Source organism: Eggerthella lenta DSM 2243, assembly GCF_000024265.1.
Taxonomy (GTDB): domain Bacteria; phylum Actinomycetota; class Coriobacteriia; order Coriobacteriales; family Eggerthellaceae; genus Eggerthella; species Eggerthella lenta.
Genome location: NC_013204.1, coordinates 2,830,181 through 2,856,166, shown reverse-complemented (window position 1 = coordinate 2,856,166; position 25,986 = coordinate 2,830,181). Strand labels below are relative to the sequence as shown.

At 52.8% G+C, this 25,986-nt stretch carries 25 protein-coding genes and 1 pseudogene; 3 read left to right on the top strand and 23 right to left on the bottom strand.

What is annotated here, in order from left to right:
- The first annotated feature begins 9 nt into the window (after window positions 1–9).
- Together ELEN_RS12215 and ELEN_RS12210 are read left to right on the top strand one after the other, a co-directional pair.
- Entirely contained in the window at window positions 10–1,455 is a 1,446-nt protein-coding gene (locus ELEN_RS12215) for a lipopolysaccharide biosynthesis protein (protein WP_015761176.1), read from the top strand.
- A gap of 170 nt (window positions 1,456–1,625) precedes the next feature.
- Window positions 1,626–2,492: a beta-1,6-N-acetylglucosaminyltransferase gene (locus ELEN_RS12210; RefSeq protein ID WP_158539339.1), complete on the top strand. Its 867-nt coding sequence runs from the start codon at window positions 1,626–1,628 to the stop codon at window positions 2,490–2,492.
- A gap of 158 nt (window positions 2,493–2,650) precedes the next feature.
- Here the strand turns inward: ELEN_RS12210 and ELEN_RS12205 are convergent, their stop codons facing one another.
- The 22 genes and pseudogenes from ELEN_RS12205 to ELEN_RS12105 all read right to left on the bottom strand — a co-directional run bounded on the left by ELEN_RS12205 (window position 2,651) and on the right by ELEN_RS12105 (window position 24,228).
- Entirely contained in the window at window positions 2,651–2,929 is a 279-nt protein-coding gene (locus ELEN_RS12205; RefSeq protein WP_015761174.1) for a hypothetical protein, read from the bottom strand.
- 5 nt (window positions 2,930–2,934) lie between these two features.
- Window positions 2,935–4,044 carry a membrane protein gene (locus ELEN_RS12200; RefSeq protein ID WP_015761173.1) on the bottom strand — a complete coding sequence of 370 codons (1,110 nt, stop codon included), beginning with the start codon at window positions 4,042–4,044 and terminating at the stop codon, window positions 2,935–2,937.
- Between the two features lie 62 nt (window positions 4,045–4,106).
- Window positions 4,107–5,894, bottom strand: coding sequence for a phosphotransferase (locus ELEN_RS12195; protein ID WP_015761172.1), 1,788 nt, complete (start codon window positions 5,892–5,894; stop codon window positions 4,107–4,109).
- 834 nt (window positions 5,895–6,728) lie between these two features.
- Window positions 6,729–7,208 carry a hypothetical protein gene (locus ELEN_RS15785; RefSeq protein ID WP_049760233.1) on the bottom strand — a complete coding sequence of 160 codons (480 nt, stop codon included), beginning with the start codon at window positions 7,206–7,208 and terminating at the stop codon, window positions 6,729–6,731.
- 352 nt (window positions 7,209–7,560) lie between these two features.
- Window positions 7,561–7,740: pseudogene (locus ELEN_RS16720) on the bottom strand (hypothetical protein); the annotation flags it as partial.
- Between the two features lie 212 nt (window positions 7,741–7,952).
- On the bottom strand, window positions 7,953–9,161 hold the full coding sequence (locus ELEN_RS12185; protein ID WP_015761171.1) for an ATP-grasp domain-containing protein: 1,209 nt from the start codon (window positions 9,159–9,161) through the stop codon (window positions 7,953–7,955).
- On the bottom strand, window positions 9,161–10,210 hold the full coding sequence (gene pseG, locus ELEN_RS12180; protein ID WP_015761170.1) for a UDP-2,4-diacetamido-2,4,6-trideoxy-beta-L-altropyranose hydrolase: 1,050 nt from the start codon (window positions 10,208–10,210) through the stop codon (window positions 9,161–9,163). The genes ELEN_RS12185 and pseG overlap by 1 nt, the downstream gene beginning before the upstream one ends.
- Window positions 10,191–11,192, bottom strand: coding sequence for an NAD-dependent epimerase/dehydratase family protein (locus tag ELEN_RS12175; RefSeq protein ID WP_114518486.1), 1,002 nt, complete (start codon window positions 11,190–11,192; stop codon window positions 10,191–10,193). Before ELEN_RS12175 ends, pseG begins: the two co-directional genes overlap by 20 nt.
- Before the next feature lie 49 nt (window positions 11,193–11,241).
- The gene (gene pseI / locus ELEN_RS12170) at window positions 11,242–12,279 is read right to left on the bottom strand and encodes a pseudaminic acid synthase (protein WP_015761168.1); all 1,038 of its coding nucleotides are present in this window, start codon (window positions 12,277–12,279) and stop codon (window positions 11,242–11,244) included.
- Entirely contained in the window at window positions 12,266–12,973 is a 708-nt protein-coding gene (pseF, locus tag ELEN_RS12165; protein ID WP_015761167.1) for a pseudaminic acid cytidylyltransferase, read from the bottom strand. The genes pseI and pseF overlap by 14 nt, the downstream gene beginning before the upstream one ends.
- Entirely contained in the window at window positions 12,966–13,643 is a 678-nt protein-coding gene (locus tag ELEN_RS12160; RefSeq protein WP_015761166.1) for an LbetaH domain-containing protein, read from the bottom strand. Before ELEN_RS12160 ends, pseF begins: the two co-directional genes overlap by 8 nt.
- The gene (gene pseC / locus ELEN_RS12155) at window positions 13,634–14,845 is read right to left on the bottom strand and encodes a UDP-4-amino-4,6-dideoxy-N-acetyl-beta-L-altrosamine transaminase (protein ID WP_015761165.1); all 1,212 of its coding nucleotides are present in this window, start codon (window positions 14,843–14,845) and stop codon (window positions 13,634–13,636) included. Before pseC ends, ELEN_RS12160 begins: the two co-directional genes overlap by 10 nt.
- Before the next feature lie 10 nt (window positions 14,846–14,855).
- Complete coding sequence (pseB, locus tag ELEN_RS12150) at window positions 14,856–15,878, bottom strand: UDP-N-acetylglucosamine 4,6-dehydratase (inverting) (RefSeq protein ID WP_015761164.1); 1,023 nt, start codon at window positions 15,876–15,878, stop codon at window positions 14,856–14,858.
- A 33-nt stretch (window positions 15,879–15,911) separates the two neighbouring features.
- Entirely contained in the window at window positions 15,912–16,745 is an 834-nt protein-coding gene (locus ELEN_RS12145) for a LicD family protein (protein WP_015761163.1), read from the bottom strand.
- An 8-nt stretch (window positions 16,746–16,753) separates the two neighbouring features.
- Entirely contained in the window at window positions 16,754–18,049 is a 1,296-nt protein-coding gene (locus tag ELEN_RS12140) for an oligosaccharide flippase family protein (RefSeq protein ID WP_015761162.1), read from the bottom strand.
- 10 nt (window positions 18,050–18,059) lie between these two features.
- Window positions 18,060–19,250, bottom strand: a complete 1,191-nt coding sequence (locus ELEN_RS15965; RefSeq protein WP_015761161.1) for a glycosyltransferase — start codon at window positions 19,248–19,250, stop codon at window positions 18,060–18,062.
- A gap of 51 nt (window positions 19,251–19,301) precedes the next feature.
- A complete protein-coding gene (locus ELEN_RS12130) occupies window positions 19,302–20,291 on the bottom strand; it encodes an EpsG family protein (protein ID WP_041691656.1) in 990 nt (329 codons plus the stop codon).
- Between the two features lie 163 nt (window positions 20,292–20,454).
- On the bottom strand, window positions 20,455–21,612 hold the full coding sequence (locus ELEN_RS16220) for a hypothetical protein (RefSeq protein WP_015761159.1): 1,158 nt from the start codon (window positions 21,610–21,612) through the stop codon (window positions 20,455–20,457).
- Window positions 21,609–22,415: a glycosyltransferase gene (locus ELEN_RS12120; RefSeq protein ID WP_041691748.1), complete on the bottom strand. Its 807-nt coding sequence runs from the start codon at window positions 22,413–22,415 to the stop codon at window positions 21,609–21,611. Before ELEN_RS12120 ends, ELEN_RS16220 begins: the two co-directional genes overlap by 4 nt.
- Window positions 22,416–22,599: 184 nt before the next feature.
- Window positions 22,600–23,406 (bottom strand): sugar transferase, encoded by an 807-nt coding sequence (locus tag ELEN_RS12115; protein WP_233946887.1) that lies wholly within the window; start codon window positions 23,404–23,406, stop codon window positions 22,600–22,602.
- 138 nt (window positions 23,407–23,544) lie between these two features.
- Window positions 23,545–23,799, bottom strand: a complete 255-nt coding sequence (locus ELEN_RS12110; protein ID WP_229066385.1) for a hypothetical protein — start codon at window positions 23,797–23,799, stop codon at window positions 23,545–23,547.
- 129 nt (window positions 23,800–23,928) lie between these two features.
- The gene (locus ELEN_RS12105) at window positions 23,929–24,228 is read right to left on the bottom strand and encodes a hypothetical protein (RefSeq protein ID WP_009305112.1); all 300 of its coding nucleotides are present in this window, start codon (window positions 24,226–24,228) and stop codon (window positions 23,929–23,931) included.
- Between the two features lie 454 nt (window positions 24,229–24,682).
- Between ELEN_RS12105 and ELEN_RS12100 the strand changes: the two genes are divergently transcribed.
- The gene (locus tag ELEN_RS12100) at window positions 24,683–25,537 is read left to right on the top strand and encodes a ParB/RepB/Spo0J family partition protein (RefSeq protein ID WP_009305111.1); all 855 of its coding nucleotides are present in this window, start codon (window positions 24,683–24,685) and stop codon (window positions 25,535–25,537) included.
- On the opposite strand, the gene ELEN_RS16695 is transcribed toward ELEN_RS12100, so the two are convergent.
- On the bottom strand, window positions 25,500–25,874 hold the full coding sequence (locus ELEN_RS16695; RefSeq protein ID WP_009305110.1) for a helix-turn-helix domain-containing protein: 375 nt from the start codon (window positions 25,872–25,874) through the stop codon (window positions 25,500–25,502). The two genes, ELEN_RS12100 and ELEN_RS16695, sit on opposite strands and share 38 nt — an antisense overlap.
- Window positions 25,875–25,986 lie beyond the last annotated feature (112 nt).

The following is a 25,986-nucleotide window of genomic DNA, read 5'->3' as shown; positions in this document are numbered from 1 at the left end:
TAGATCAGCATGAGCGGGTATAAGAACCTTGCAGTCAATACTGCGTTGTTTGCAGCGAATGCCGTTGCGACCAGATTGATGACATTCCTGCTCGTCCCACTCTACACATACTATATGAGTGCAGGCGAGTATGGCATCACGGACATGTCGTTAACGGTCATTTCGCTCGTTACGCCGCTTGCCACGCTTGCAGTCGCAGATGCTGCTGTGCGCTTTATCATCGAGGACGACTCTAGGAAATCGGAATATGCCTTCATCGGGTTTGTTGTAACGCTTCTGTCGATTCTCATTGTTGCAATGTTAACACCCGCTCTCGATTTGGACGTATTTGGCGGACTAGGGAAGCATAAGGTGTTTTTTCTCTTTGCTTATTCGTCAAGCGCATTTCTGCAATTATGCTCAGAGGTCGCTCGCGGCATGGGCGAAATAAAACTCATACCCATCTGCTCTGGGATTTCATCGATGATAACAGGTGTCTCTGCATTCGTCCTTATTGGCGGTTGCGGCATGACGGTTGCCGGCTACTTTATCTCAGTGTCAGTAGGACCATTGGTCGCTACCTGTGTCTACCTCACGGTTGGACGCATAGGGGCACGGGTGCTTGAGGGTATGCGCAAGGTATTCGCAAAAGACGATATTGCAAAACAAATTAAAGAGCTTTGCGTCCCGATGTTACGCTACGCGCTGCCGCTTATTCCCAACTCGCTGTTTTGGTGGGTTGGAACGAGTATAAATCGCTTTTTCATTACAGGTATGATTGGCATTGCGGCATCGGGCCTATTCGCTGCAGCAGGTAAGATTCCAGGACTTCTTAACACAGCATACTCTGTTTTCTTGCAAGCATGGCAGCTCTCTGCCTTTCAGGAATCCGGAAAAGAAGGGCTCGACAGGTTTTTCTCATCGGTTTTTCGAGTGCTGCAGGCTTTTATATCCGTACTCTGCTCGCTTATTTCGTTTCTTGCGCCCTGGGTGTCCATGCTGTTCCTGCAAGGCGAATTCTACGAAGCATGGCCAATGATGTCTGTGCTTCTCATAGCCAATCTCATGAACGTGTTCAATTCTTTTTTCGGAACGGTATATACCACCACCATGCACACTAGCTACATTATGAAGACAACAATAGTTGGCGCAGCTTCCTGCATTGCGCTCACACCTGCGCTTATCCCGGTGTTGGGGATAAGCGGTGCGTGTGTTGCTTCGGCGGTAAGCCAAGCTCTTGTTTTTGTCGTACGAGCCATAGATTCAAGAAAGTACATCCACATCGAAGTGGGGTGGCCGACGCTTATCGCAACTCTCGCAGCGTTGGCTATGCAATCCGCAGTAGCTGTGTTGCAGCCAAGTTGCTGGCAGCTGATGTCTGGCGCATGTCTTGTTGCGATTATCGTGATGCAGGGGTTAGGTCTCATGCGCTTCGTTCGACATTCGGGTGCATGGCGAAAGATCGGAAGACGATAGCGGCGTAGTTACGCTTGCAATGAATCCGACCAGATTACAGTATAGGAATAGGAGCTCGATCAAAGCTCCTATATCGGGCGATGGCGCAAAAGACACCATCGCGAAATAAAAATGAATGGGGTGAGAAGATGACGTGTGAGGCGGCTGAACATAAGCATGCGTATCTGATCATGGCACACGACAAGCCTCGTCAGCTTGAAATCCTACTTAGCTTGCTCGATGATCCCCGGAATGATATTTACTTGCATCTCGACTCCCGTCTCGCCATAGATCTCAGCGCCTTTTCCGAACAGGTTTGCCACTCGAACCTGTTTTTTGTTGAAAGAGACGCTGTAAGATGGGGGCACTCTTCGCTGGTTGCGTGCGAGCTGAAATTGCTGACAGCCGCAGTGAACAAGCAAGCTTATGAGTTCTATCATCTGCTTTCGGGAGCCGATCTCCCCCTGTATACGCAAGAGCTAATTCATAGCTTTTTCGATGTTCATGCCGGCGAAATATTCCTCGCGTTTGACAACTTTGTTAGCAAAGCGGAACGAGACCGAGTGGCTCTCTATCACCCATTCGTAGGAAGGAGGGGAAGGCATCGGTCGTTGTCAGAGAATGCGAAGTTCGCTTTGGATGTTGCGTTGGAAAAGCTGCAAGGCTTTTTGAGGATCGATAGAATTCCAGCTGGGATCGAGATTAAAAAGGGGTCACAGTGGTTTAGCATTCCCGACGGGCTGGCTTGTGATGTTGTGAACCATTCGGAGGAGATAATGCGAATGTGCCGCTATTCCAACTGTGCAGACGAGGTTTTTTTACAAACTTTCGTTTGGAATTCAGCATGGAGGGAGAATCTTTTCCTTTCGGGAGTGCATCTTGAGCGGCCAATGGAGAGATCCATGCGGCTCATCGATTGGGAAAAGGGTGGACCATACACTTGGACCATCGGAGATTACGAGGAGCTTTCTGCTTCAGAAATGATGTTCGCGAGGAAATTCGATATCGATGTGGACGAGCGTATTATTTTCAAGCTCGCAACGGAGCTCATGAAATAGGATTCCCCGCGAGCGGGGAATCCTGAGAAGCACTTCGAATCCGACGGCTTGATGCCGTGTTTTTCAAAAACAAAATCGAATAGCCTCGAAATATCATTTGGCGAATCCTGGGAGCGCGCAACAAAGAGAGAATCTTGTCTGCGTTCAAGGTCGCTTTTTCATTTCGCGATATACCGGCCCATCATGTCTTCGCCGAAGCTATTGATTCGATAGCGTATTCTCAAATACCCTTCCTCGCTCAAATCGTAGCCGGCCTCGTCGAGCAGTCCGTTCTCTTTCGCCGTCGCAAGCGTCTCTTCCACGTCGGCGCGATTCAGAAGCTTGTATCCTCGATAGTCCCCTTCGAGCGCTCGCACCACCCCGTCGGCGCAGTCGGCTTCGCCGTCCATGAAGTGCTTCAAGATGGCATAATGCAGTGGAATCAAGCTGTCGCCCATGTCAATCACTCGCCTTTCTTGCTGCCGTTGAAAAATTTCGCGGGGCTGACGGCTATGCAGAAGATGCCGGCGACCATCATGAGCGCCCCTATCCATTGAACGACCGAAAGAGGGGGGTAGTCGGCAGACATTCCGCCGATGTTGAGCACTCCCATGATGATCCAGATGAAGAAGGGCCCCCAGAATGCATACATGCCATTGCAGGCCATGCCGAGCGCCGTCCCGCACATGGAGTTGCCTTTGTACCAGAAGGAGAACGCAGGCATGGCGAAAAAGCCGGAGATGACGAAAAACACGAGCGCCGGACTTGCGAAGGCGGCTCCCGCCAGCTCGAACGCGCTGCCGAGTCCGCCACCAATAGCGGCGAGCACGGGAAACACGACGAACAGTTCCAAGATCCCCGCCGTCATCTGCCTAATGGCAATGCCGATGCGATAATCGATAAGGATGGTGCCGAAGCCTGCAACGCAGCCTTCGAAACCCCATCCGAAAGCTGCAAGAAACGCGAAAAGGCAACCCATGAGAGCCTCGGGCCCCATCGACGCGAAGCTTGTTCCGCCAATCAACGCAGCGGAAAACAGGCAAATGACGATACCTGCGACTTTATGGGTCTTCAGATCCTGCCTGAAGAGAATCCTGCCGAGGATGGCGCCAATCGCGCAATTCAGCGCAGCGATGGGAACGATGACCCCGGGGTTGCCTGCCGCCGTAGCGGAATTGAGCGCAATAACGTAGGCTATCGTGGCAAAAGGCCCGCCGATGGCCGCACAAAGCATCATGACGAGGCCCGGCCTCGTTTTCATCGTCTTCCAGAGATCCCCGAGCTGTCGATTTTTCGCGCAAACGATAAGCGACCAAATCGCACTGGCTAAATCATTGATTCCGGCGGCGAGAGCGGCAAGGGCGAACACAATTGTAAAGGTGCCCAACGCCGGGTTGCCCTCGCCCCATTCAGAGCCCGCGAACCACTCTCCCCATACTCCTTGGGTTTCCCCAAGCGTCAGAAAACCGGTATAGAGTCCGTAGCATATGCCGGAGGCCACGGCAAAGGCGATGCCCCTCGCAAAGTACTTCCGCTTCCGCTCTCTGAGAAGCGCCCCCACATTCTGATTCATCGTGCCCTCATTCTCTCTTGTGCTCCTGGATGCTTTTGATGCCGAGGTAAAAGCGCGAAGCCTCAGTTTGCTTTATCCATTCCGACAGCGTCGTAGAGGTCAAGCGCGCGCCTAAGATAGGTCTTGCCATAACGGTAGTAGATGTAAGCCCACTCTCCTACATCCTCTCCCTCTGCCTCTTTAAGCAAAGACCAGGCGTACCAGCACCAGCCCGCCATACCAACCTGCCCCAGGTTATGGAACCATTCGCGTTCGGTGGGAGTCCGCCCGAAATAATACGTGAGGGCATGGAGCATTTCCTCTTCGGTAAGCTGCTCGCATACGGAAAACGTGCCGAAATCGTTAGCGTAATCGCCCATGCCGGCGTATTCCCAGTCGATAAGGCTGACCGATCCGTCGTTCGCAACAAGGAAGTTCAACCCGAAGAAATCGTTATGGCAGAGCACCGGTCGGCCGCTATCCTTTATCAGCAGCTCGTTGAGCTTTGTCGCCTGGCTCGACATGTCCCAATAGTCGGGAATATCGATCTGGCCACGGTCAAGCGTTTTCCGTTCGTAGGACTTGCCTTCTTCGTAGAAGCTGAAGGATCGCGCAACCCTCGCGTTGCTCTCATGAAGCTTCCGAGCCATCTCCATTGCCATCTTGAGCTCAGCGTCGTTGTGCGCATCGAGGTTAGAGCAATCGCGTACGAAACGCGATATCTTCCAGCCGCGCTTTGGATTGGCGAACACGAACGTGTCGTCAAGGCCAAGGAGCTTGGCGGCTTGAAGCGCCTCTAGTTCCGCCTCGCGATCTACGATGAGCTCGGTTCCGACGCCTGGATTGCGGTAGACATACTCGCCGTCGTTCGTCGCAAAGTGACAGGAAAGATTGGTGAGGCCCTGTTTGAGGGGGTAAACGTCGTGGATCTCTGATTTCTCGCAGCCGAGCACCACGCAGATGTTATCGAAGATTTCACTATCGAGGTTCTCTAAGAACATGGGATCGAAATCGCGTAGCTCATTAAGCGAATCGAACTCGTGGATAATAGGAGCTTCGTAGCGACGGATCTGCATGTCAAGCTCTTTGATGTGTTCGATATAGAGATCCTCCCAAAGCTTGTCGCGCGTTTGAGGAAGATCGTACTCGGTTTCAAGGATGGAGCGAAAGCGCTCTGAGAACTCCCTGTCGAAGTACGCTTGTCCTATCATGTACCATGCGTTTTGGCCGCCAATCTCAACCTTTACGATGCGGTCGTGAGCGCCAGCGGTCAAACACCACTCTTCGGTTTTGCCTTCGGCGTACTGAGCGGCGTAGTAGGCTTTCCAGACGTGGCTTTCAAACGGGTTCTCTGCGAAATAGTTGTCCGACGAGCAAATGTAGGTATTGCCAAGGACTTCTTTCACCAACATGAGCGAACTGTTGTTGTTGCGCTCCGCATAAGCACGGTTAACGACGATTTTTACCCCGTACTTTTCCTCAAGATAGAAGAAAGCTTCTTTCTTGTAACCCACCACGACAACGATGTCGTTGATGCCGGCTGCTTGCAGTTGCTCGATTTGGCGCTCGATAAGGATATCGCCACGTACCCGCAAAAGCCCTTTTGGGCGCTCGTAGGAGATAGGAGCGAAACGCGAGGAGAGACCCGCTGCCAGGATGACCGCGTTGTCAACGGCATAGGGTCTGAGAGCCGCCATGCCTTTGGCAGTGATGCGCCCGTGCTCGATAAGTTCTTCGGCGGAGCATTCTTTGTAAGCGGCGTTGACCGTGGCGAGACCTAGACCCGTCCGTTCCGCGATCTCGCGCTGCGTGAGCCCAGGCTTCTTCCAGAGTTCGTATATGACTTTGAATTGGTTGTGCGTAAAGGCCATTCTGCATCCTTCGATGTTCGGTTTTTTATAACTATATCATAAATCCGAACATCGAAGGTGCGGTGTTCTAAAATTAACATGGTTATGCAATTTTCGAACAACCGATTTCTGGTTTGCAAGCCGTTCCCGCAGGTTTTAAAGACAGCCCTCCCATCACGAGAATAGGAGCACGTTTTCCCTTGACACGGCCGCATCAAGGACAACTTCCTATTGTTCCGGCTCCGCTTCGCGCTATCCTCCTTCAGGCTCATTGAGTCAGGGTATTCCAACGCGATGCTCAAGAAGATCGAAACGAGTTTCGTCTACGGCCACGCGGCCCGAATTTAACCAATTCCCGCTTCCTTTTGCCTTCGAAAACTCTTGATAGCACGAGAAGGGGCGCGTCATGCGAAGCCGAGCTGTCCATCTTCTGTGAAGCGAGCTGCTGCAGGACAGAGTCTGGTCGACCATCATGTTTACGAGCGGTCCGCAAAGCACCGCCATCGCGTTCCTTTCCTCAAGGCGGTGCCCAAATGCGCTGGAGCGTGAAGGTGGGCACAGATTTTGCTTCGTCGAGGCATCGGAACTCATCTATGACGGCAATGCGCTCCCCATCCTCTCGGCAACCGCATTGCCGTGACGCATCCGGCCCTGGTAGGCTCCTGTCAGCCGCAACCGCGGCGCCCGATCCCCAATGGCAGCACGCTCTGGGCCTTCTTCGAGGCAGGGGCGAAGGGTCATCCGGGGCGGTCGGTCGGCGACTCGACGGGTCGCAGCCATATTAGAACAAAAGCTGGCTGGACGGTCGATCCAGCGGAGCTGCCAAGCTCCGGCCGCATCCGATTCGGATTGGCTCTATGTTAAACCACCATTGACATTGCAAGGATACTGCCTTGTCCAGTACACCATGAGGCTTCCGATCTCCCGATGGGTCATGCGCCTCGTGGTCCAGTACGTCCCCTTGGCCTCGCGCTCGAAGAGCAGCTCCCTGCGATCCATGTCCCCGCGCTTGAACTGCTCGACGTAGCAGAACCAGTCCAGGTAGCGCTGCAGGTGGCGGGTGGCCACCCCGTGGAAGGGGGCCAAAAACTCCCTCAGCCTCGAATGGAGCGCGTTGACCATGTTGATGTTGCCCGTCGAGGGGTCCTTCGGGTCCACGACCCTGTGCTCCCAGGCGGACGCGGCGAAGCCGTAGGAGGGATGCCCGTCGCTCACCACCGCGGAGCCTTCGGGGATCCTCGCGGAAAGGTCCCGGGCGAGCGCGCCGGCGCCCGCCGAGCCGCGGTCGATGGCGTCGCAGAAGCAGTCGCCGTACTTGTTGACCCCGCACTCCACGACGATCCTCTCCTTGCTGCGGCCCTTCGCCCCCTTGCGGCCGTCCCGCCCGTTGCGGCGGGGCGCGCACGAGCTCGAGGCTCGAGCTCTTGAGGTTTCCCGACAGGTTGTCCCTGACCAGCGTGCCGTCGACATGGAACGTGCCTGCGCGCGCGGGCAGGAGGAGGGAGCGCATGACCTCGCAGACCCGCATGCGCATGAACCACGAGGTGTAGAGCGAGACGCCGCAGCGCTCGGCGCTCTCGCGCAGGCTCAACGCGTCGGCCATGCACTCCGCGAACGCCATCCACACGGAAGGGCCGAGCTTCGAGTTCGCGAGCAGCGAGCCGCTCTTCGCCGGGAACGTGCGCCCGCAGCCCTTGCACGCCCGCCTCTGGGCGCCGTCGGCGTCGCGCCCCTTCTTGACGAACGCCGGGCACCCGCACCGCGGGTAGCCGTCCGGCTCCTCCGGAAAGCCGGCGATCTCGTCGGCTATCGCGGCCTTGAGGTCGGCGAGCAGCTCCAGCTTCTCCTCGTGCGAGAGCTGCAGCATGAATTGCGATACGATGCTTTTCACAGCCCTTCCTTTCTTCGATGGCTTCCAGGCAAATCCATCGTAAGGGAGGACCTGCTGCCCGCATGTCCCGCAACTGGTTCACTTGCACGAATATGTCAATGGTGGTTTAACATAGAGCGGATTGGCTCCTACTGCAAATGGGTCGCGAGTTAAGAGCCATTTATCCTAAACATATGGGACGTCTCGCTTCAGGAAAGCGAGACGTGGATCATGGATAGAGCCTTCTCGGCCGTCTCTCTTGCCGATAGAGCATCGGGGCCGGTGCATATTACATGACCGACGCGGTCGTTACTCGAATGCGGTTCGGAGATCGCATCCCCCGACTTCTTGTACAATTCAAGCTCTTCGAAACCGGGAAGATCGTATATTGCAGAATCGATCTTGATATCGGAAATCACGCCAGTGTCCGAAACGATAAATCTTACAGCACTCCCATCCTGTTTGGGCGGAGGGAAGTCTACCGGCATCCCCAATGCGAGCTCCACGGAGGCGCCAACCATGTCGAAGCCTGTCGAAAGGGGAACGAGCCGAGAAGTGATGTAGTCGCCTCCCAGACGTGCGGCGATTTCGATCACCATCGGCCCGCTATCCGTGATCATAATCTCGGTGTGAGAGGGACCGTTTACGATTCCCACGGCTTCGATTGCGGCTCGTGCCACATCTTCTATGCGAACCTTTTCGGCATCTTCCAGGAGAGCTGGCTCAGAGTGTCCGAGTTCAACGAAGTACGGCGGCTCCGTTACCATCTTGTCGGTGATGGCAAGGATGTGGGTTTTTCCGTTGACGGTCATGCCCTCGACGCTAACCTCGGTTCCGGAAATGCACCGCTCAACCATTAAGGTTCTTTTGCGCGAAAAAGACATCCCCCTTTCGAACAGCTCCTCCGGGTCGTCATGACGAATAGAGGAGTCTATCAGTTTCACCCCCCTGCTCGCCGCGCTGTCCGCTGGCTTGATGATGCACCGATATTCGAAATAATTCAGAGCTTCAACGAACTCGTCGAGATTGCTGCATACCCTAAATTCTGGAATAGGGACATTGTATTTCGCCAAACGACGACGCATGGCGTCTTTATGGGTCGCGCATATTGAGTCGGCATAGGATATGCCGACGGGCAGATCGAGCTGCTCAGACACAAAAGAAGCTGTCCTTACAGGGGCATCGCTCGTCGAAGTGATAACGAAAGCGACGCGCTCCCTTTTCGCAAGCGCAAGAACCGCCTCAGCATCGAGCGTGCTGATGAGCTCTGATTGATCGGCGAGAGCGAACCCAACAGCATCGGGATCGTAATCGGCGCAAATAACCCAGAAGCCAAGCCTCTTCGCAACTTCAATTGCAGGGGCTTGAAGTCTGCTTCCTCCAAGGATAAGAACCTTTTTGCGATCAGTCGCCCCCATCACAATTCGGCCAGCTCCTTGGCGATCCTTTGCGCTCCTTTGCCGTCGATAAGGCTACGGGCCTTCGTTGCCAAAACTGCAGCTTTTTCAGGAGTTGCCACCAAGTCCTCAAGTTTGGAAATGGCAGAATTCAGCACCCCCTGTTTTGACGAGTAGAAAAGTCCCGAATACGCCACGACCCCCAACCTCGCTAAGGATTCGGCGCTTGCGACCTGCTCGTCAACCATAGCGAAAGTGACAACCGGTAGGCCTACCGCCGCAAGTTCGTAAACGGTTGTGCCGCATGCCGAAACCGCAACGTCAACCGTTGCCATAAGTCCTGCCATGTCTTCAACTTTGCGATGAAGTCGAATATTGTCCTCTTGGGAGGCCAGATGTTCAATTTCGTCTTCGAATTCGAACATCTGGCCAACGACAACCTCGAATTCAAGACTCCGCAGTATACGAGAGTTTTTCACCGCCCGAAGGAACTCCGAAATAAAGTTATGAGGATCAGTGCTGCCTGTCGTAAGAAGCACCCTGTCGATCGTCTCACTTGGCGTTTTTGCTAAAGAGGAGAATCTTTTTTTTAAAGGAGCGTAGCGAGGGCCGAGCAAAAGCGCGGTTCCCCGTTTTAAGTACAGCTCTTCGTAACGGGCAGTGTCGATATCTGTGGAGTAGTTTGCGAGAAGCGACAGATTTCCCAGATCGTCTCGCTTGCTTCCCAGATAGCAAATTTTAGCGCAGCGCGCCAGACGATCAACGTATGGCCTCGTTATCGAATACGTATCGACGAGAATCGTGGCAGGCTCACTTAGCTCTAAGCATTTTCTCTCAAGCAAATCCGCCCCCTCTTCGATGCTTCGCCAGTCAGTGTCTAGCGCGCTGACATCGTAGCCCCGTCTCCTGATTGTTTCAAACGCACAAGAATCCGACATTACGAATTCAACCTGCAATCCGAGATCGAAAAGAGCATCAGCTATCGACAGGCAACGCATGACGTGCCCCGATGCGATGACCTTGTTAGCATCGGTTCTTATGAAAACCTTCTTACGCGAAGAGTCCCACATAGTCTCCTCTTTCAAGCTCGTTATGATAGTCTTTCATCATTCTATAAGGATCTCCGTACTTCGGAGTAAAGCCGAGGTCTGTCTTGATCCGCTCATTCGACATTCTCGGAAATCCGCCGTTATTCGAAATGCTTGGATCGGAGACGACTTCCGACTCACCATCTGGGCCGGCGAATGCTTCTGCTGTAGCTTTCGCCAGGTCAAATATGGAAAAGTTATTGTCATAAGAAACATTGTAAAGTCCGACGCCATCACTTGACTCAAGGGCATCGGCAATGGCGATCGCCATGTCCTTTACGTAAAGCACGTCTTTCGGAGTCGAAGGATTTCCAAAAACAACAATTTTCTCACCAACGGTTGCCTTTTCCATGAAAATCTGAAGACCTGATTTCTGGACAACTCCGTCTTTGGCAAAGGTTCCATGAGGCCCAACTCCGTAAACCGAAGGAATTCTGAGCCAGATATTCCTCATAGCATAACGCTTATTGTAATAGTTGAGCATTTCGGCTTTCTCATTATTGCTTACAACATAAGCTGCATGGTCATCGCAGTAGGAGAATTTGAGGGGCGTATCTTCCGTAATCACTGCGTTTTGATCGTACAGTCTACAATCAAAACGCGAAATGATATCAACTAGTCGACGGATACCGCGCGAGCGGCACCATTCGAGAATGTTAATTGTTCCGACAACGTTGGTTGTGATGTATTCGGCTATATCCTCGTCATTGACATCTTTCTCAATGTTTGCAGGCATTCTTGCAGCAAGCGAAACGACGCCATCGAACGCGTCATCGCCGAAGACGTCAAAAGAGCCTTTATCGCATATATCGAGATTCAGATAGGGAACACCGCGCTTCTCGTAATGGGTTGCGAACCTTTCGTTTCTGCCAGTTGCCACGACCTCCGCGCCTCGCGAAAGCAACTCGTCCACCACGTAAACTCCAATGAAACTTGAACCACCTATGACCAGAAATTTCATCATGATGCCTTCCTCGTAGAAACGTCAATAGCCCAACAGCGCCGATCAGCTGCTATATATCCAGATCGTCTTCTGTGATCGGAGAACCGAAGTCGATGTCGCGCTTGGAAATGCGTCCGAGAAGCTTGTCGAGGTGCTTTGGCGCAATTCCGTACCCAGGTCTGATGCTTCTAACATTATCCTTTGTGAATGGTTCTCCCTTCGAAATGGAGTCGACCGCGTATAGGGAGCGCCTTCCAGTAAGATTTCTTAGTTCCTTATCGGATCGCTCATATGTAGCGCGCCCAATTGCAGCTTTAGCAAGACGGACGTCTCTAACCATGCCAGCAAACTCGTGTGGCTCCATAGAAAAATCCGAGTCGACCGTTCTCTCCTTGCGAGAGAGACAGAAATGCTTTTCAATCACACAAGCTCCTAGAGCTGCTGCCGCAATGTCAACCGTCCAGCCCATGGAATGATCGGAGAGCCCCACATCGCACCCAAATCGAGCCTTCATGTCTGGAATAGTTGCAATATTCATATCTTCATAATCCGCCGGATACTCGCTAGTGCACTTCAAAAGCACGATCTGATCGTTATTGACGGACTTGCAAGCTTCAACGGCTTCGCAGATCTCCTCCGCAGTACCCATGCCGCAGGAGATGATCATGGGTTTACCTTTAGATGCCGCATAGAGAATCAAAGGAATATCTACAAGCTCCGGAGAAGCAATTTTGTACATCTCAACACCGAGCGTATCTAGAAAGTCGATTGCGCTGGGATCGAACACTGAAGAGAGAAAATCCATTCCAAGTTTCTCGCACTCCTCCTTGATAGCAGCCTGCCATTCCCAAGGAGTATGAGCTTCATTGTAAAGATCGTACAGCGTTCGTCCCTCCCAAAGCCCTCCCGCCATAGTTTGAAAATCGCCGGCATTGCAGTCGATGGTAATAGTATCAGCAGTGAAAGTTTGAATTTTCAAGCAGTCCGCACCTGCATTGGCTGCCGCCCGGACTATTTCTATCGCATTGTCAAGCTTTCCTCCGTGGTTGCCGGACATCTCGGCGATGAAGTAAATATCTTTATTCTTTATTGAGTCAAGCAATTTCATTTTCGCTCCCCCGAATCATCGTCAAAAATTTCTGCTCTGCCAATTCCCAATCTTCTAATACGTCAATGTCCTGGACAAGTTTGCTTTCGATATAAATCGCCTTTGTCCTTTCCGTGACGAATCCTTGGCTTTTCTCAAAAGCCTCGACGGTCGCAAAGTAGAAGCGTCCGCAATCATGAACCATATCGGGGAGATCCTGGCTTCGGCTAAGGGCGTATTCCGGAAATGCATACTGAAGCCTCCCATTTTCGTCAAATCTGAAACCGCGTAAAGGAGGGAAATCGAATGAGGTCACAGGTATTACCGATGTTGCCCCCATGTCAATCATCCTCATGGCCGCACACAACTCGTCAGGATTCACAAATGGAGCAGCAGGGTACAGGCAGCATAGCGTGTCGAAAACCCTTCCACGTCTCGCGTACTCGCAGAGCACTTCAAGCAGCGCATCCGTAGTTGTCGCATAGTCGTCGCTCGCAGAAGCGCTTCGCATAAACGGCACACTCGCTCCATAAGCGCGCGATACGTCGGCAATCTCTTCGTCATCCGTGGACACCATGACTTCGTCGAACAGGTCGCTCTCGAGCGCAGCTTTGATCGAATAGGCGATGATGGGCCTTCCGCAGAATTCTTTGATGTTCTTGCGGGGTATTCTCTTGGATCCACCCCGTGCCGTTATGATCGCGACTTTACTCATAGGAGAACACCTGCTCCGCATACTTCCTCACATAATCCAGCTTATTCTCTTTGATCACCAGATCCGGGCTTTGCCCGAAAACGAGAGAACCGCCAGGGATGTCCGTATCCTTCACGTAGGCGTTTGCGCCGATGATCACGTTGTCGCCGATTTCGCAATCGCCGATGACCTTGCTGTTCGAAAACATGAAAACCGATTGGCCAAACCGAGGATAGATGCCCCGGTTGTTCCCGACCGTGCATCCTTGAGAGAACGTGAAGTAGTCCGAGTAGCTCGCGCGCCCCATGACGGATCCGAATGGATGGTCGAACATGAAGATGTCGGGCATCGCCACCTGATAGTATAGATCGACGGAGCTCATGGCCTTGTTGAGCGCGTATAGCTTATCGCATACTGACGACACCCCTTCTTCGACGAATATGCAGCGAGCCAGTTCGTACAAGAATCGAGACCACTGGCACCCCTGAAGGGGGTCGAACTTGGTCGCACTCGCTTCACTGTAATACTTATTTCTGGTCTTAGAAAAAGAGCGTTGGCACCGTGCCAGCGCTCTGCCGAACTCCCCGTCTATGGCAGCCTCTTCGATCTTGCTTATGAAGAAGAGGGAGTTCAATTGCTTAAGGAGCATCGCCTTAGCCCCGGCTTCCGATCCGACGATGTTCACAGGCATCGCCCGCTCTCAGCCTTGCACCATTCGACCACTTTCCGCACGGCTTCGACGACATTACAGGCATCCTCGTCGCTCAGCCCACAGTGCAGAGGAAGCGTTATCGCCTCCTCGTAGTAGCGGTTGGCTTCGGAGCAGCACTCCTGATCATAACCGAGGCCCGCATAATACGGAAGTCGGTAGACGGGCAAGTAATGCACGTTCACTCCTATGTTCTCGGCGTGCAACGCATCGTACACGAATCGCCTGTCCGATCCGAGAGCCTCTAAATCGAAGCGCAGCACGTAGAGATGGCGCGTGGTGTCCTTAGGAGTAAAATCGTGCTGGGATGACACCTCGGGGATCTCGGCGAATTTCCGGTCGTAGTACGCCACCAGATCTCGTCGACGACGTGAGAACTCAGGGAGGCGTTTCAGCTGGGAAGCGCCGAGTGCCGCCTCGATGTCGCTAATCCGGTAGTTGTAGCCGAGTTCGAGCTGCTCGTAGTACCAACCGCCGACGTCTGCGCGGCCCATGAGCGATGGGTCGCGGGTTATGCCGTGCTTCGCGAACAGGCTGATGCGCCGGGCGAGCTTCGGATCGTTCGTCGCAACCGCTCCCCCCTCCCCGGTGGTGACGGTCTTCACGGGATGAAAGCTGAAAGTGGTCATGTCGGCGATTGACCCGACCGGCTTTCCGTTATATGCGGTGCCTATGGAGTGCGCAGCATCCTCGATGAACAGGAGGTCGAATTCGTCGCATATCTTGCGTATCTCATCGGAGTCCACGTGCACGCCTCCGAAGTCGACCGCAATGACGGCCTTCGTTTTCTCGTTGATTCGCTCACGGATGGACTCGGGAGAAACATTCCAAGTTCTCGAATCTATGTCAGCGAACACAGGGGTGCCACCGCAGTAAAGCACGCAGTTAGCCGAAGCGGCGAACGTAATCGGGGACACGACGACCTCGTCGCCAGGGCCGATCCCTGCAGCGAGGCATGCGACATGCAGCGCAGCAGTGCCGTTGGCGACTGCGGTGACATAGCTCGCACCGACGGTTTCCCCAATGATGCCCTCGAAGCGTTCAGTGGCGGGTCCGCAGGTCAAAAAGTCGCTTCCGAGCACGTCCACGACCGCAGCTACATCGTCTTCGTCGATCGACTGGCGACCGTAACCCAACAGTCTTTCGCTTGCAGGGGTGCCGCCATGTATGGCCAGCTTCTCCATCCCGCCCCTCCTAGTACTTGATTTCCATGTTCGACAGAAGCTCCCTAAGCTGCTCGACCGTGAGCCATTCGGTGTTGGTCCCGGAGTCGTACACAAAGCCGGGCTCGACCTTCTTTCCTCCCTTGAGATCCGTTATGGAAAGATCGCACCACTCCATATGCGGGTAGATGACGAAGTGCCGTTCGTACTCGTAGGTGGTCAGGCTGTCGGCCTCTGGCACCATGCACTCGTGCAGCTTCTCGCCCTCGCGGATGCCGACCTCCACCTGGCCGAGGTCGGGGGCCATGGCCGTCGCGAGGTCGGTCACCCTGAACGACGGAATCTTCGAGATGTAGGTCTCGCCGCCCTCCGACTCCTCGAGCGCCTTGACGACGAGCCGGATGCCCTCGTCGAGCGAGATCCAGAAGCGCGTCATGCGCATGTCGGTGATGGGCAGCTCGGTCGCGCCCGACTTGGCGAGGTTGTCGAAGAACGGGATGACCGATCCGCGCGATCCGGCGACGTTGCCGTAGCGGACCACTGAGAAGACGGTGCCGGACTGGCCGCGATACGCGTTCGCGGCGATGAACAGCTTGTCGGACACGAGCTTGGTGCCGCCGTAGAGGTTCACGGGGTTCACGGCTTTGTCGGTGGAGAGCGCCACCACCTTCCGCACGTCCGAGTCCAGCGCTGCGCTGATGATGCCCATGGCCCCGTCGATGTTCGTCTTTACGGCTTCCATAGGGTTGTACTCGCACGCCGGAACCTGCTTGAGGGCTGCAGCATGGACGACGTAGTCGACATCCTTGAACGCACGGCGCAGCCTAGCCTCGTCGCGCACATCGCCGATGAAGAACCGCAGCTTGGAGTCGTAATCGACTCCTGCCTCTTTGCCGAGTGCAATGAATTTATTGCGCATGACGAACTGCTTGTACTCATCGCGCGAATAGATGATCACCTTCTTCGGATCGTAGTTCTCCAGCACGTAGCGGGTGAATGCGTTGCCGAAAGATCCGGTCCCTCCGGTGATTAGGATTGTCTTGTTGTTCAACATAATGCGCCCCTTCTTAGACTTGCTTTCAGAGTTCTATCGTTGTTTCTCTACTTGACTTAGCGCAACTTTGTAGGCTTTTAGCCCGTGACCCGATCTTTGAGAGGGCGCGGGAGGAGTCATGTAATCCCCATATAGACACTCGAGGATAGGATCCCAGTTCCCCGGTATGGGAAAATCGCGCCCCTCGAACTTACCTTTCGAGATAGCAGTTTCGAAATCCGACTTTTCCATAATCTCTATAAGCCCTGGGGTGGGAAATGCGTACATTCCCACCGTGGTCGAATCTTCGTAAGGATAAGCACTCCAGAGCGACTGCATCTTTTCGTAACTTCGCGTCCGCCATCGCCTGCCTCCTCGTAAAGCGATATACGCTCGCTTCGCTATCTTTCTGAATGCTGATTTTTCGAAACCGATACCAACATCGCTTTTCGCAATGTCGTTTTTTATTTTCAGCGCCTCTCGGTAAAGATGCTCGACAGAAGACGGATCGTCCGGCAGTCCATCCAACGGAAATATGTCTATGAATAAGTTCTGCTTCCCGCAGCTGTTCCAAAAAGGGTCGTCGATCTCAACATCCGCTCTTGTCAATTTTGCGTATGGAAACAAGAATCTTCCATTAAGGTGGCTCTTGAGGCATACGTCGACCTCTCCGACGTACGGAATGCTCAGCATGCGTTCGAAATCCGGCCGGGGCATCCATAAATCAATATCATCATCCCACGGTATGAAGCCTTGGTGCCGGATCGATCCGAGCAACGTACCGTATGCAAGCGAATATCGAAGGTTATTCTTCCTCGCGAATAAATCGAAATCGCAAAGAAGCTCCACTAATGAATTCTTTAACTCGTTCGAAGTCATCATTTCCATGTTGTTAATCAATCCTCTCCAGCACTCTTGCAAGCTGCGGACATCCTTACCATGTCCCCTCTTTTCACGTATGCGATCCCCACCCGTGAGCAACACAGCAGCGCCTCGGTTAGACAGCGGACAACGGCCATTGTTGCAAGGGTTCCATAGCCGCTAAGCCCCACGGCAGTTATGGCAAATACGCTCAATATGCCCGAAGCGATCGTCGTGTATGTAACGTGCTTCGTAAAACCGAAGGCGCCCAGCAAGGGCCATCCGAAAACCAAAGAGAAGAAAGAGAGCCAAATGACAGGAGCCATCATGGAGATCAGATAAGAACCATGCGCATACCCTTCCCCTCCCAAAATGCGCATGAGGAGCTCAGAAAACACTACGACTAAAACCGACAGTGTTGTAGCTCCAATTAAGCCAGCATGTACCACCCTTTTGAACAGCAAGAGCCTTTTTCTGGCAACCATATAGGCATACAAGCTGTTGTAAATTGGAGAGTACAGCGCTTGAATCGTGGATACCACAGTCATGGACAGGCTCCATAAGGCAACGTCTGCAGGATTCTTGAAGAAAATGCCTATTGCCATGGTGGTGTAACTGTTGAACAGCGTCGATGAAAAATTTGAAACAAAATAAGCGGCTGATTCCTTCAATTCTTGTACGCCCGCTCCTATGCATGGAAAAGAAATCCGCACACCCGTGATTCGCTTTAAACCAAAATAGGTTTGGATTAAAGCTATTACAGAAGTACCAACATCGATCAAAGGCACGAGTAGCAAATCGGATTCAGAATGGACGAGCGCAAAAGTCAGAATAAGGCCAATTCCCTTGGACACGACGTATCGAGAGGTAAGAATCCCCATTGTTTCATAGCCCATAAAAACAAAATCCGGCAGAAGACTGTTTAAGGAAATAGCAACATACGATATAGCAACATAGAGCTTATTTTCGTTAAGCAAAGGAATCGCAAGTGTCAAAATACAAAGGAAAACACCTGCCAGCATGATCAGAATAACCTTCGCCTCAAGTACCGCTCCGGTTATCAGACCCGCTTGTCTTTTGTCTTCCCTGTTTTCAGCAATTTTTTTTGTTGCTGATTGCATAAAGCCAAACTCCAGAATAACGCTCATCAATGTCATGGCAGATAGAACATATGAGCGAATTCCATAACCATCCAAAGACAAGACGCGAGCCAGGTATGGCAGCGTTAGCAAAGGGATAATGTACTTCGCCAGCTGTAAACCGTACTGCGACAATAGATTCGTCAGGAACAGTTTTGTTCCCGACGAAGAATCATTGTTTTTTCCTGTCATCGACCCTATCCTACGTATTAGGTTGGCGATGAGGCTCGATGAGACCCTTGATCAAGCCTGCATATTCATCGCACATGGATTCTGTTCGATAGTGCTTTTGAAACAATTCCAAAGAAGCTTCTCCTGAAATCTCTCCCCTGGAAAAGCTATCGAGAAATGTATTTATTCCTGCAACAATATCTGCAGGACTGCATCCGGAAACAAGTACGCCGTTTCCCTTAATCAGCTCGGAACAACCGCCTACATCCGTCAGCACCAGAGGCAAAGAGCATGACATCGCCTCGAGGGCGACAGTTGGCAACCCCTCGTCATAGCTAGTCGAAATAAAAGCATCCGCTTGCGACAGATAGCTTGCGACATCGTTAGAAGGCCCGACAAATTCGACACAATCAGAAAGACTATATTTTTCAACCAGCTTTTCACAAAATGGCAAATCGGGGCCGCCTCCAACAACAATGAACCTAATTGGCTTGATGATCTCTTTCGATCTGGCTATTTCAAGCAAGACCCTTTGATTTTTTCTAGTGCATACTGTCCCGACAGACACAAACGTAAAAACATCGTTATGATTTACCTCTCTTGGTTCATCGATGTCTTCCAATGGCTCTATGCCTAAATGAACATGAACTGCTTTTTCACTTGCTTCCGGATGGATTTCAATGAACCGCTCTCTGTTCTTTTTGCCAACGAAAACAATCTTGTCGCTGCTTTCAATTATTTTAGCCTCGAGAGATGCAAGCCACTTGCGATCAACATGCGGATAGGCTTCCAATAGCATTTTCCCAAACTCGCCATTGTTGTGCATTATCTGGATCTTCGCACCCGTGTAATCCGGGTGTTGTTGGATAAACACATCGTGCGTCCAAACGTCATTGAAAATGACGGCTTCCGGAGCATCTTCCAAGCATGCAAACATTTCAACTGCGTGTCTGGCGCGAAAATATGCAGATCTTTTTAGAGCCATCATTGTGCCAGGTTTGGTGTTTCCGAGAATCTGCTTAGCGCCTCTTTTTATTCTGCCACCAATGCTCTCCTGATGCATCTGAGCATTGGTGAAATTAACCTGCCCATGGCATAAGTCAAGCAAACCAACCTCAAGAGTCTGAAAATAGGCTTTCTTTTTGAAAAGACGATCCATGTATCCAGCCGCCCCATTGGGTGCAAAAGGATTATCCGCCATCACAAGTGCAACTTTATACATTGTCCTGTTCCGATATCATTAGAGTTAAACGTAATATGACTTGTCCTGGATTCACAGGATGCTCATGGCGTACGACGTAACCCCATGGCTAGTCGAGAACGCTATGAAATAGTAAGCTCCCAGAAGCGCTAGCGAGCCGACTAGAAAGATGGGTTTTCTGTTAGCAGGTAGTCCCGCCCAAACTGCAGGATAGGCCAGAATGATAGCAAGCGCCGGATCGTAATACACCCTATGCAAGAATTCAGCTTCATAACCCAATGCTCTTAGGGGCATGGTGGCCAAAAGGGACAGCGTAAGCATCCACTTGATATCGTCTGGAAAAACCTTGCGAAAGAAAAGCGGGAAGATGCACGGAGCGATATCGAGAACGAATCTCAAACCGGTGTTTTCCGCTCCTTGCGCCCGGTCATAGAACCTACCCGAAAAATACATCGAGTATGCTCCCTCTCCGAACAGTTTGGAGAGTTGCGAGAAAAGAGCATCTGGGTAGAGTGTGGCAACCAGAATGCAGACGAGCATGATCGCTTTAAGAACGGGTTTCTTTTTGCCCTTAAGCCTGAAAAAATAAAAAGCATATCCGATAAAACTTGTCGAATGGAAAAAGCCTGCAATTGTGGTGAGCAGAAAAAACTGCGCGTCGTTATGACTTCTCAATTTTGCGATGGCATAAAAGAGAATCGACATACTGAAAACTTGTTTAAATTGATCCATGCCGATTAAAGCAAAATACAAATAATAAACCATCAAAGCAAATGGGATGGAAATCAAATCGCTCCACTTTTCAATGGCGGCGAACATGATGAACAGAGTAATAAAACTTACGCTGAAAAGATAAGCCGACTCATTTCCAACGAAAACACTATTCGCAACATGGGCGAAGAGAATCGATAGGGGATCGTGCTGATTTTCTAGAAGATAGTCCAGAGAAAATGGGCCCGAAAACAAAAGATACGTCATTGCTTCCGTGTCGTATCCGACGTTCAAGCCCCTCAGGCCAATTAGTACGGCAGGAGAAAGAACGACGACCGTGCGAAAAACCATGCGGACAAATTTGTTTTCCAGTTCCCCCTTATCCTTTGAATTTTGGTAAAGGCCTGCGAGCAAAACCGAAAAGATGAATACACAGAGATACAATAACAAAGTCAGCAAAACACATGCACCAATCTAAAGATCACTGCCCTCAAAATGGAATTATGCAATGGATCTAACAGCAGAAGAGCTGCCTTATTTTCTCATTCTCGTGCTTTTCGAGTTCTGTTCGTAGTCGGCTCTGCCTGGCGCAAGGAGGAGCAGCGTAGGCCTTTGAGCACATATCTAGAATCAATCTCATCTCTTCCTTCGACTTCACATAATCGAACCCCCAATATTTTTTACAAATGGACAGCTGCTGTTCCGTGATTGCTTCTTCGCAGCTTGAAAAGGCGTCTCTTACCACCTCTTGCTCGAAAAGCTCACCTTGCGCTTTTGCCGTATCTTTTTCGCTATGTAAAACGATGTCGTATTCATACCATTGCTTGAAGGAATAATGGGGCTTTCCCATATAGACGCAGTACCCAACGTGGGTTCCTATGCTGTTTGACATAGTGAAATCAGCAAGCTTGATTAAGGTTCTTTGCCGTTCTAGAAAATGACAATCCTCTCTATATCCGCATGTCACAACAACAAAGCCCGCGTCTTCGAAAATAGCAGCATCCCCGTTTAGTATATCTTGGTAATACAACATCACAAGGATAGTCTGCGCGTTGATAGCATTTTTAACACGCCGGATTTCGTTTATGAAATCCTTGTAGTCATACGATACCGTTCCTCCTCTAACTGAATGGCTGGGAATCGCTAGGATGGTTTTTCCAAGCCGATCCCGAATTGCCTCAATGCTCTTGTTGTCCAGATAATCTTTCGAATATGCGATATAAGGCCCAACGATGCACACAGGAACCGAAGATGCTTTTCGGATCTGCTCAAGTCGATACGGGCTAAGCGTAAACAGCGCGGGCAATTCGCTCTTGTCAGTCTCGCTCTGATTCACGTATTCCCCAAAATGAACTCCATGCTCTATGCATGCTTTAGGCGAGTCGACAACTCCACAATAATTGCGAAGCACCCTCCCCAAACCGTACAGAGCGTTACCACGGTATACTTCCGATGAAAAATCTATTCTGCATTTCATTGCAGTACGCCAAGACATCAAGCTCTTGATATCGTTTGCGGCTTTTTTTCGCATTGCGTTATGAGCCGCAATCTTAAGTTGGTAGTATCGAACAACAAGCAGCTTTCTCGTCGCTTCGCTTCCTATCAGCGCTCTTGAGAGTCGGTTCACTCCATTTCGCGTACGAACGAGTGCGTTATTGATTGCCCTTTTCATTTTACCTCTGCGCGCAAGAACGTTTTGTAAGCGAATGCCCTTAGCCGATTCGGCAACAAGCAAACAATAGCGTGGGGGATAATTGAAGTGGTGTATTCAAAGGCGTTGATATCCCTTCTTTTTAAGCACGTTGTTCGAAAATAGACCATTTTTTTCAAGTAGCTAGGGTCACCGCGTCTTTGAAAAAAGCTCCTGTCGACACCCACGAAAACAAGAGGTTCGGCAATGTTTTGAAACTTTGCCCCGGCGCTAACCATGCGCATATAAAGATCGTAATCCTCGAACAGGGGCATCTCTTGATAGCCTCCCGATTGAAGAACTACGCTTTTCTTATACAGCAACGTCGGATGGCGAAACGGGCATCTTCTTTTTCCGAAGCGAAGTATATCCTCATGGTTGCTAGGCAGGTCGACGAGCGACACCTGATTGTCCAACGATCCCTCGAATTCGATTACGTTTGTGCCGACGCAGTCGATAGAGGGGTCGTTGCGCATCACGGCCAGTTCTTGTTCAATGCGATCTGGGCAAGAATAGTCATCGGAGTCCATTCGGGCTACCAATTCATTAGAGCACTCTCCGAGACCCATGCGCAATGCGTACCAAAGTCCTTGGTTGCTTGGGTAGCCCACGATTTTCATCACGTTCGGATGCTTCAAAGCATAATCGGCAAGCAGTTTGTCCAGAGCTGGCGGCAAACCACCGTCCTTCACTATTACGATTTCAGAAGGGGGAACCGTCTGTCCAAGCATGCAATCTATGCTTCTACTCAGTTCCGAAGCTTTGGTTTTTTCATAGATGCTCATGAGAAACGAATATGAACCATTGTCGCACGACACTTAAGATCTCCTACTTGAATGCGAAGACGCTATTGCGAAAACGCGCATAGCATCTGCCCCGTAACACCATTCGACCGTCGTTCGAACACCTTTTCCGGCCCGAAGACTGAGCAATGCATCAACTTTTGCCGCTCGTCCGCAACAACCCATCTCAGCACGCGCCTTTGCCATCGAGCATCGTCACAACCGTCTTCGCTATCACCTTGAGGTCCACCAGAAACGACCTCTCCTCGATGTAGGCGAGGTCCATGGCCACCATGTCGTCGAAGGTCGTGTCGCTGCGGCCCCTCACCTGCCAGTAGCCGGTGAGGCCGGGCTTGACGGACAGGCGGCGCATGGCGCGCTCGTCGTACTGGGCCACCTCGGAGGGGAGCGGCGGGCGCGGGCCCACGCAGGAGAGCTGGCCCATGAGGCAGTTCAGGAACTGCGGGAGCTCGTCTATGGAGTGCTTGCGGATGAACTTGCCGATCCTCGTCACGCGAGGGTCGTCCTTGATCTTGAACAGCGGGCCGTCGGCCTCGTTGAGTTCCTGGAGCTCGGACAGGCGCTCGTCGGCGTCCTTGTGCATGCTCCTGAACTTGTACATGTCGAACGTTCGCACCTCGCCGCTCCTCCCGATGCGCCCGACGCGCTTCTGGGAGTAGATGGGGCAGCCCGGGGACTCCAGGCGGATGGCGACGCACAGGATGATCGAGGGGACCAGCAGCACGGCTATCGCGCACAGCGAGAACGCGATGTCGAACGCCCGCTTCACGAAGCGGTATCCCAGCCGCCCCTCCGCCGGCGCGGGGACGGGCACGGGGCCCTCGGCCTCCGACACCAGCTCGGGCGCCAGGAACGCCACGTCGGAGGCGGCCATCGGCTCGGCATCCCCGACCCTCGCGCTCGACTTTACATAACCGCGCTTATCGTCGAAACGGCATGCCCGCGGGGCGAGGTAGGGCTCTTGCGGGGTCATGGTGACCCCGCGGGTTCGTTTCGCGTCCCCGCCAGCAACGAAAAGGCGGGTCGCTCGAACGCCCTGGGGCACTTCGAACGACCCGCCTACTAGCCTTGCAACCAGGCAGCGCCGAAGGGCCCTACCGGGTTCGAGCCCTTACACGATGGGCGTGATGGAGACGATCTCCCATTTCTTTCCCTGCTTCGGCAAAGGTTGGTGCAGCATCATCGCCACCACATGCTCGGTGCCCTCTCTGTCCGAAAGCGTTTGCTTGCAGATGATCATGTGGTTCGTGCCTGCCACGATCTGCTTGCCGCAGTACAGAACCGGGCGGTATTTCGCGCCCTTGAGGTTCTTCGTGGCCTCGCTGAAGCCGCTGGCAACCTTTTCAGGCAGGCTTGACTTTTTCATTTTCGCGATTTCCCATGTTCCGAGCATCGTGCTCTCCTTTCGCTCCGTCGTTTCGAAACCCTCGGCCTCGACTTGTTCAGCAATCGTGTCGCGCGGAACCCCGTTGACACCTTTCTCGAAAGAAAGCGCCTACCCGCGCCAAATGTCGGCAACGGCATCATCGACTTCGTTGGCCGGATAGCCTACGGCCTTCATCTTGTCGATGATCACCTGGCGATGCGTGTACTCGCTTTCGCCCGGATACAGGGACGTAGAATACTGGGTAGCGCCCATGATGGTGTCGCGCGGAGGGAATCCGGCGAAGGCCAGAGCCTCCACCACATCTTCGAGCGGACCGTTGGGCGAGAGAGCGAAAAGATCCCTGCCCGTCTGCTCGCCGCTAACGCCGTTTTGCCTGTTGCGAACCGCTATTTCTTTGAAATCCGACATGGTGCCTCCTTTGAGACGATCGGTGCGTGCCGCCCGGCAACTTAATTATGAGTTGCCTAGTTCGCATTATAGAAAGTTTTTTATCGTTTTCCATTAATATCCGGGGCGTCGTCACGAACGACGCGTTTGACAAAACGAACGGGAAGGTCGATCGGCAAGCGGCGATATTTTGATTGCGAAAAGCGTTTGAAACGTCGGCAGAAAAAACGATCGGGTTTGCCATCGAGGGGTAAACCGCTTATGCTGGAAGCTGCGATTTCGAAACTCGCGATCCACGGGAAGACGGCATGGCGGATCTGCGTAAGGGGTTTGGAGAAACGGAGGCTATTGCCGAAAAGCTAGACAGTCTATAATGAAGTATATTCAATTTAAGATTTTATTCTATTCAATAGTAGCGTTGATTTATACAAAAAATTGCATAAATATGAAATAATATGCAAAGGAGATAATCCCGATGACCACTCCCTACCAAACGCTCGCCCTTCCCGTCGACAGCATCCAGTCGCACCCGGAGAACGACTTCACCATGGATGAAAGCGAGATGCAGGAGCTCGTCGCGTCCATCCGCTCCGAGGGTCTCGGGCAGCTGCCGCTCGTGCGCAAGCTGCCGGACGGCGCCTATCAGATGATCGCCGGGCACCGCCGACTCGAGGCGTACAGGCGCCTTGCCCGCGAGGACGCGGCCTTCCGAACCATCCCGGTCACGCTCGTCGACAACCTGGACGACGCCCGCGCCCGTGTGCTGCTCAATGTTACCAACCTCGTGACGCGCCGGCTTTCGCAGGAAGAGCGCGGCGCGCGCTACGCGGCCATCGGCAGGGAGGTGCCGGCTTTGCGCGAGGCAGACCCGTCGCTCAAGGGCGTGCGCACGAACGACATCATCGCACGCATCGTGACCGAGGAAACGGGGCAGTCGGTGTCGCCCGCCACGGTCAAGCGCGCTATCGCGGCCGAGAAGCGTCTGCGCGAAACGCGCGAGCAGGCGGAGCTCCTCACCGGCGACCTGAACGAGAACTGGCAGGTGGAGGCGCAAGCCGGGGTCGTCGACCCGCTCACGTTGCGCGCCATCTCGCAGCTTCCGAACCAGAAACAGCTGGATCTGTTCGTCGAGTACCAGCGCCAGGAGATGACCTTCGGCCAGCTGAAAGCCCACCTCAAAGCGTCGCGGCCCAAGACGACGGCCGATGCGTCCCGCGCGTTGCAGGCGGCTATCCGCAGCGTCGAGGAAGCTCGTCGAATGGATCGCGAGGGCGTGCCGCTCTCGCAGGGACTCATTCGCAAACTGAAGAGCCTGGTGGACCAGCTGTAGCTTCGGCGGGGCGCGGGGGAGGGGCGTAAAGCCGCGCATGGCCCTGCTGGCGTTCGGGGAAATCGGAGAGCTTGAACGCGGCGGTGTCGACGAGTTCGACGGGGTCGGCCTCGAGCGCCCGGCAAAGCTTGATCATGTCGGGAACGCTCGGAACCACGCGGCCTCGTTCGATGTTGCTGATCCGAGAATGCCCGGTGCCTATCATCAGCCCAAGCCGCTCCTGCGTCAAGCCCTGCGCCTTGCGCAACTGACGAAGGTTCTCGCCGAGGATGAAGGCGTATTGCTGCACAAGGGGGTCGTGATATGCCGGCGTGTTCTTTTCGGAGGATTTTCCCATGTCGCAAGCGTAACCGGTTGAATACGCACCCTTGTATCCACCAGAGTACATATGGACGATTTCTTGGAAAGATGACGCATCTTGCACGTTTCCGCCGACGTCGGTGCGTCTT

Bases quoted from the DNA above. Each gene is read 5' to 3' on its own strand.
- ELEN_RS12210 (WP_158539339.1), top strand. From the start codon at position 1,626: ATGGCACACGACAAGCCTCGTCAGCTTGAAATCCTACTTAGCTTGCTC.
- ELEN_RS12100 (WP_009305111.1), top strand. From the start codon at position 24,683: ATGACCACTCCCTACCAAACGCTCGCCCTTCCCGTCGACAGCATCCAG.
- ELEN_RS12215 (WP_015761176.1), top strand. From the start codon at position 10: ATGAGCGGGTATAAGAACCTTGCAGTCAATACTGCGTTGTTTGCAGCG.
- ELEN_RS16695 (WP_009305110.1), bottom strand. From the start codon at position 25,874: ATGGGAAAATCCTCCGAAAAGAACACGCCGGCATATCACGACCCCCTT.
- ELEN_RS12175 (WP_114518486.1), bottom strand. From the start codon at position 11,192: ATGATGAAATTTCTGGTCATAGGTGGTTCAAGTTTCATTGGAGTTTAC.
- ELEN_RS12110 (WP_229066385.1), bottom strand. From the start codon at position 23,799: ATGAAAAAGTCAAGCCTGCCTGAAAAGGTTGCCAGCGGCTTCAGCGAG.
- ELEN_RS12160 (WP_015761166.1), bottom strand. From the start codon at position 13,643: ATGCCTGTGAACATCGTCGGATCGGAAGCCGGGGCTAAGGCGATGCTC.
- pseB (WP_015761164.1), bottom strand. From the start codon at position 15,878: ATGTTGAACAACAAGACAATCCTAATCACCGGAGGGACCGGATCTTTC.
- ELEN_RS16220 (WP_015761159.1), bottom strand. From the start codon at position 21,612: ATGAAAAGGGCAATCAATAACGCACTCGTTCGTACGCGAAATGGAGTG.
- ELEN_RS12195 (WP_015761172.1), bottom strand. From the start codon at position 5,894: ATGGCCTTTACGCACAACCAATTCAAAGTCATATACGAACTCTGGAAG.
- pseC (WP_015761165.1), bottom strand. From the start codon at position 14,845: ATGGAGAAGCTGGCCATACATGGCGGCACCCCTGCAAGCGAAAGACTG.
- pseI (WP_015761168.1), bottom strand. From the start codon at position 12,279: ATGAAATTGCTTGACTCAATAAAGAATAAAGATATTTACTTCATCGCC.
- ELEN_RS12115 (WP_233946887.1), bottom strand. From the start codon at position 23,406: ATGACCCCGCAAGAGCCCTACCTCGCCCCGCGGGCATGCCGTTTCGAC.
- pseF (WP_015761167.1), bottom strand. From the start codon at position 12,973: ATGAGTAAAGTCGCGATCATAACGGCACGGGGTGGATCCAAGAGAATA.
- ELEN_RS12185 (WP_015761171.1), bottom strand. From the start codon at position 9,161: ATGGGGGCGACTGATCGCAAAAAGGTTCTTATCCTTGGAGGAAGCAGA.
- ELEN_RS12205 (WP_015761174.1), bottom strand. From the start codon at position 2,929: ATGGGCGACAGCTTGATTCCACTGCATTATGCCATCTTGAAGCACTTC.
- ELEN_RS12105 (WP_009305112.1), bottom strand. From the start codon at position 24,228: ATGTCGGATTTCAAAGAAATAGCGGTTCGCAACAGGCAAAACGGCGTT.
- ELEN_RS12200 (WP_015761173.1), bottom strand. From the start codon at position 4,044: ATGAATCAGAATGTGGGGGCGCTTCTCAGAGAGCGGAAGCGGAAGTAC.
- ELEN_RS15965 (WP_015761161.1), bottom strand. From the start codon at position 19,250: ATGTATAAAGTTGCACTTGTGATGGCGGATAATCCTTTTGCACCCAAT.
- ELEN_RS12120 (WP_041691748.1), bottom strand. From the start codon at position 22,415: ATGAGCATCTATGAAAAAACCAAAGCTTCGGAACTGAGTAGAAGCATA.
- ELEN_RS12145 (WP_015761163.1), bottom strand. From the start codon at position 16,745: ATGGAAATGATGACTTCGAACGAGTTAAAGAATTCATTAGTGGAGCTT.
- ELEN_RS12140 (WP_015761162.1), bottom strand. From the start codon at position 18,049: ATGACAGGAAAAAACAATGATTCTTCGTCGGGAACAAAACTGTTCCTG.
- ELEN_RS12130 (WP_041691656.1), bottom strand. From the start codon at position 20,291: ATGGTTTTTCGCACGGTCGTCGTTCTTTCTCCTGCCGTACTAATTGGC.
- pseG (WP_015761170.1), bottom strand. From the start codon at position 10,210: ATGTGGGACTCTTCGCGTAAGAAGGTTTTCATAAGAACCGATGCTAAC.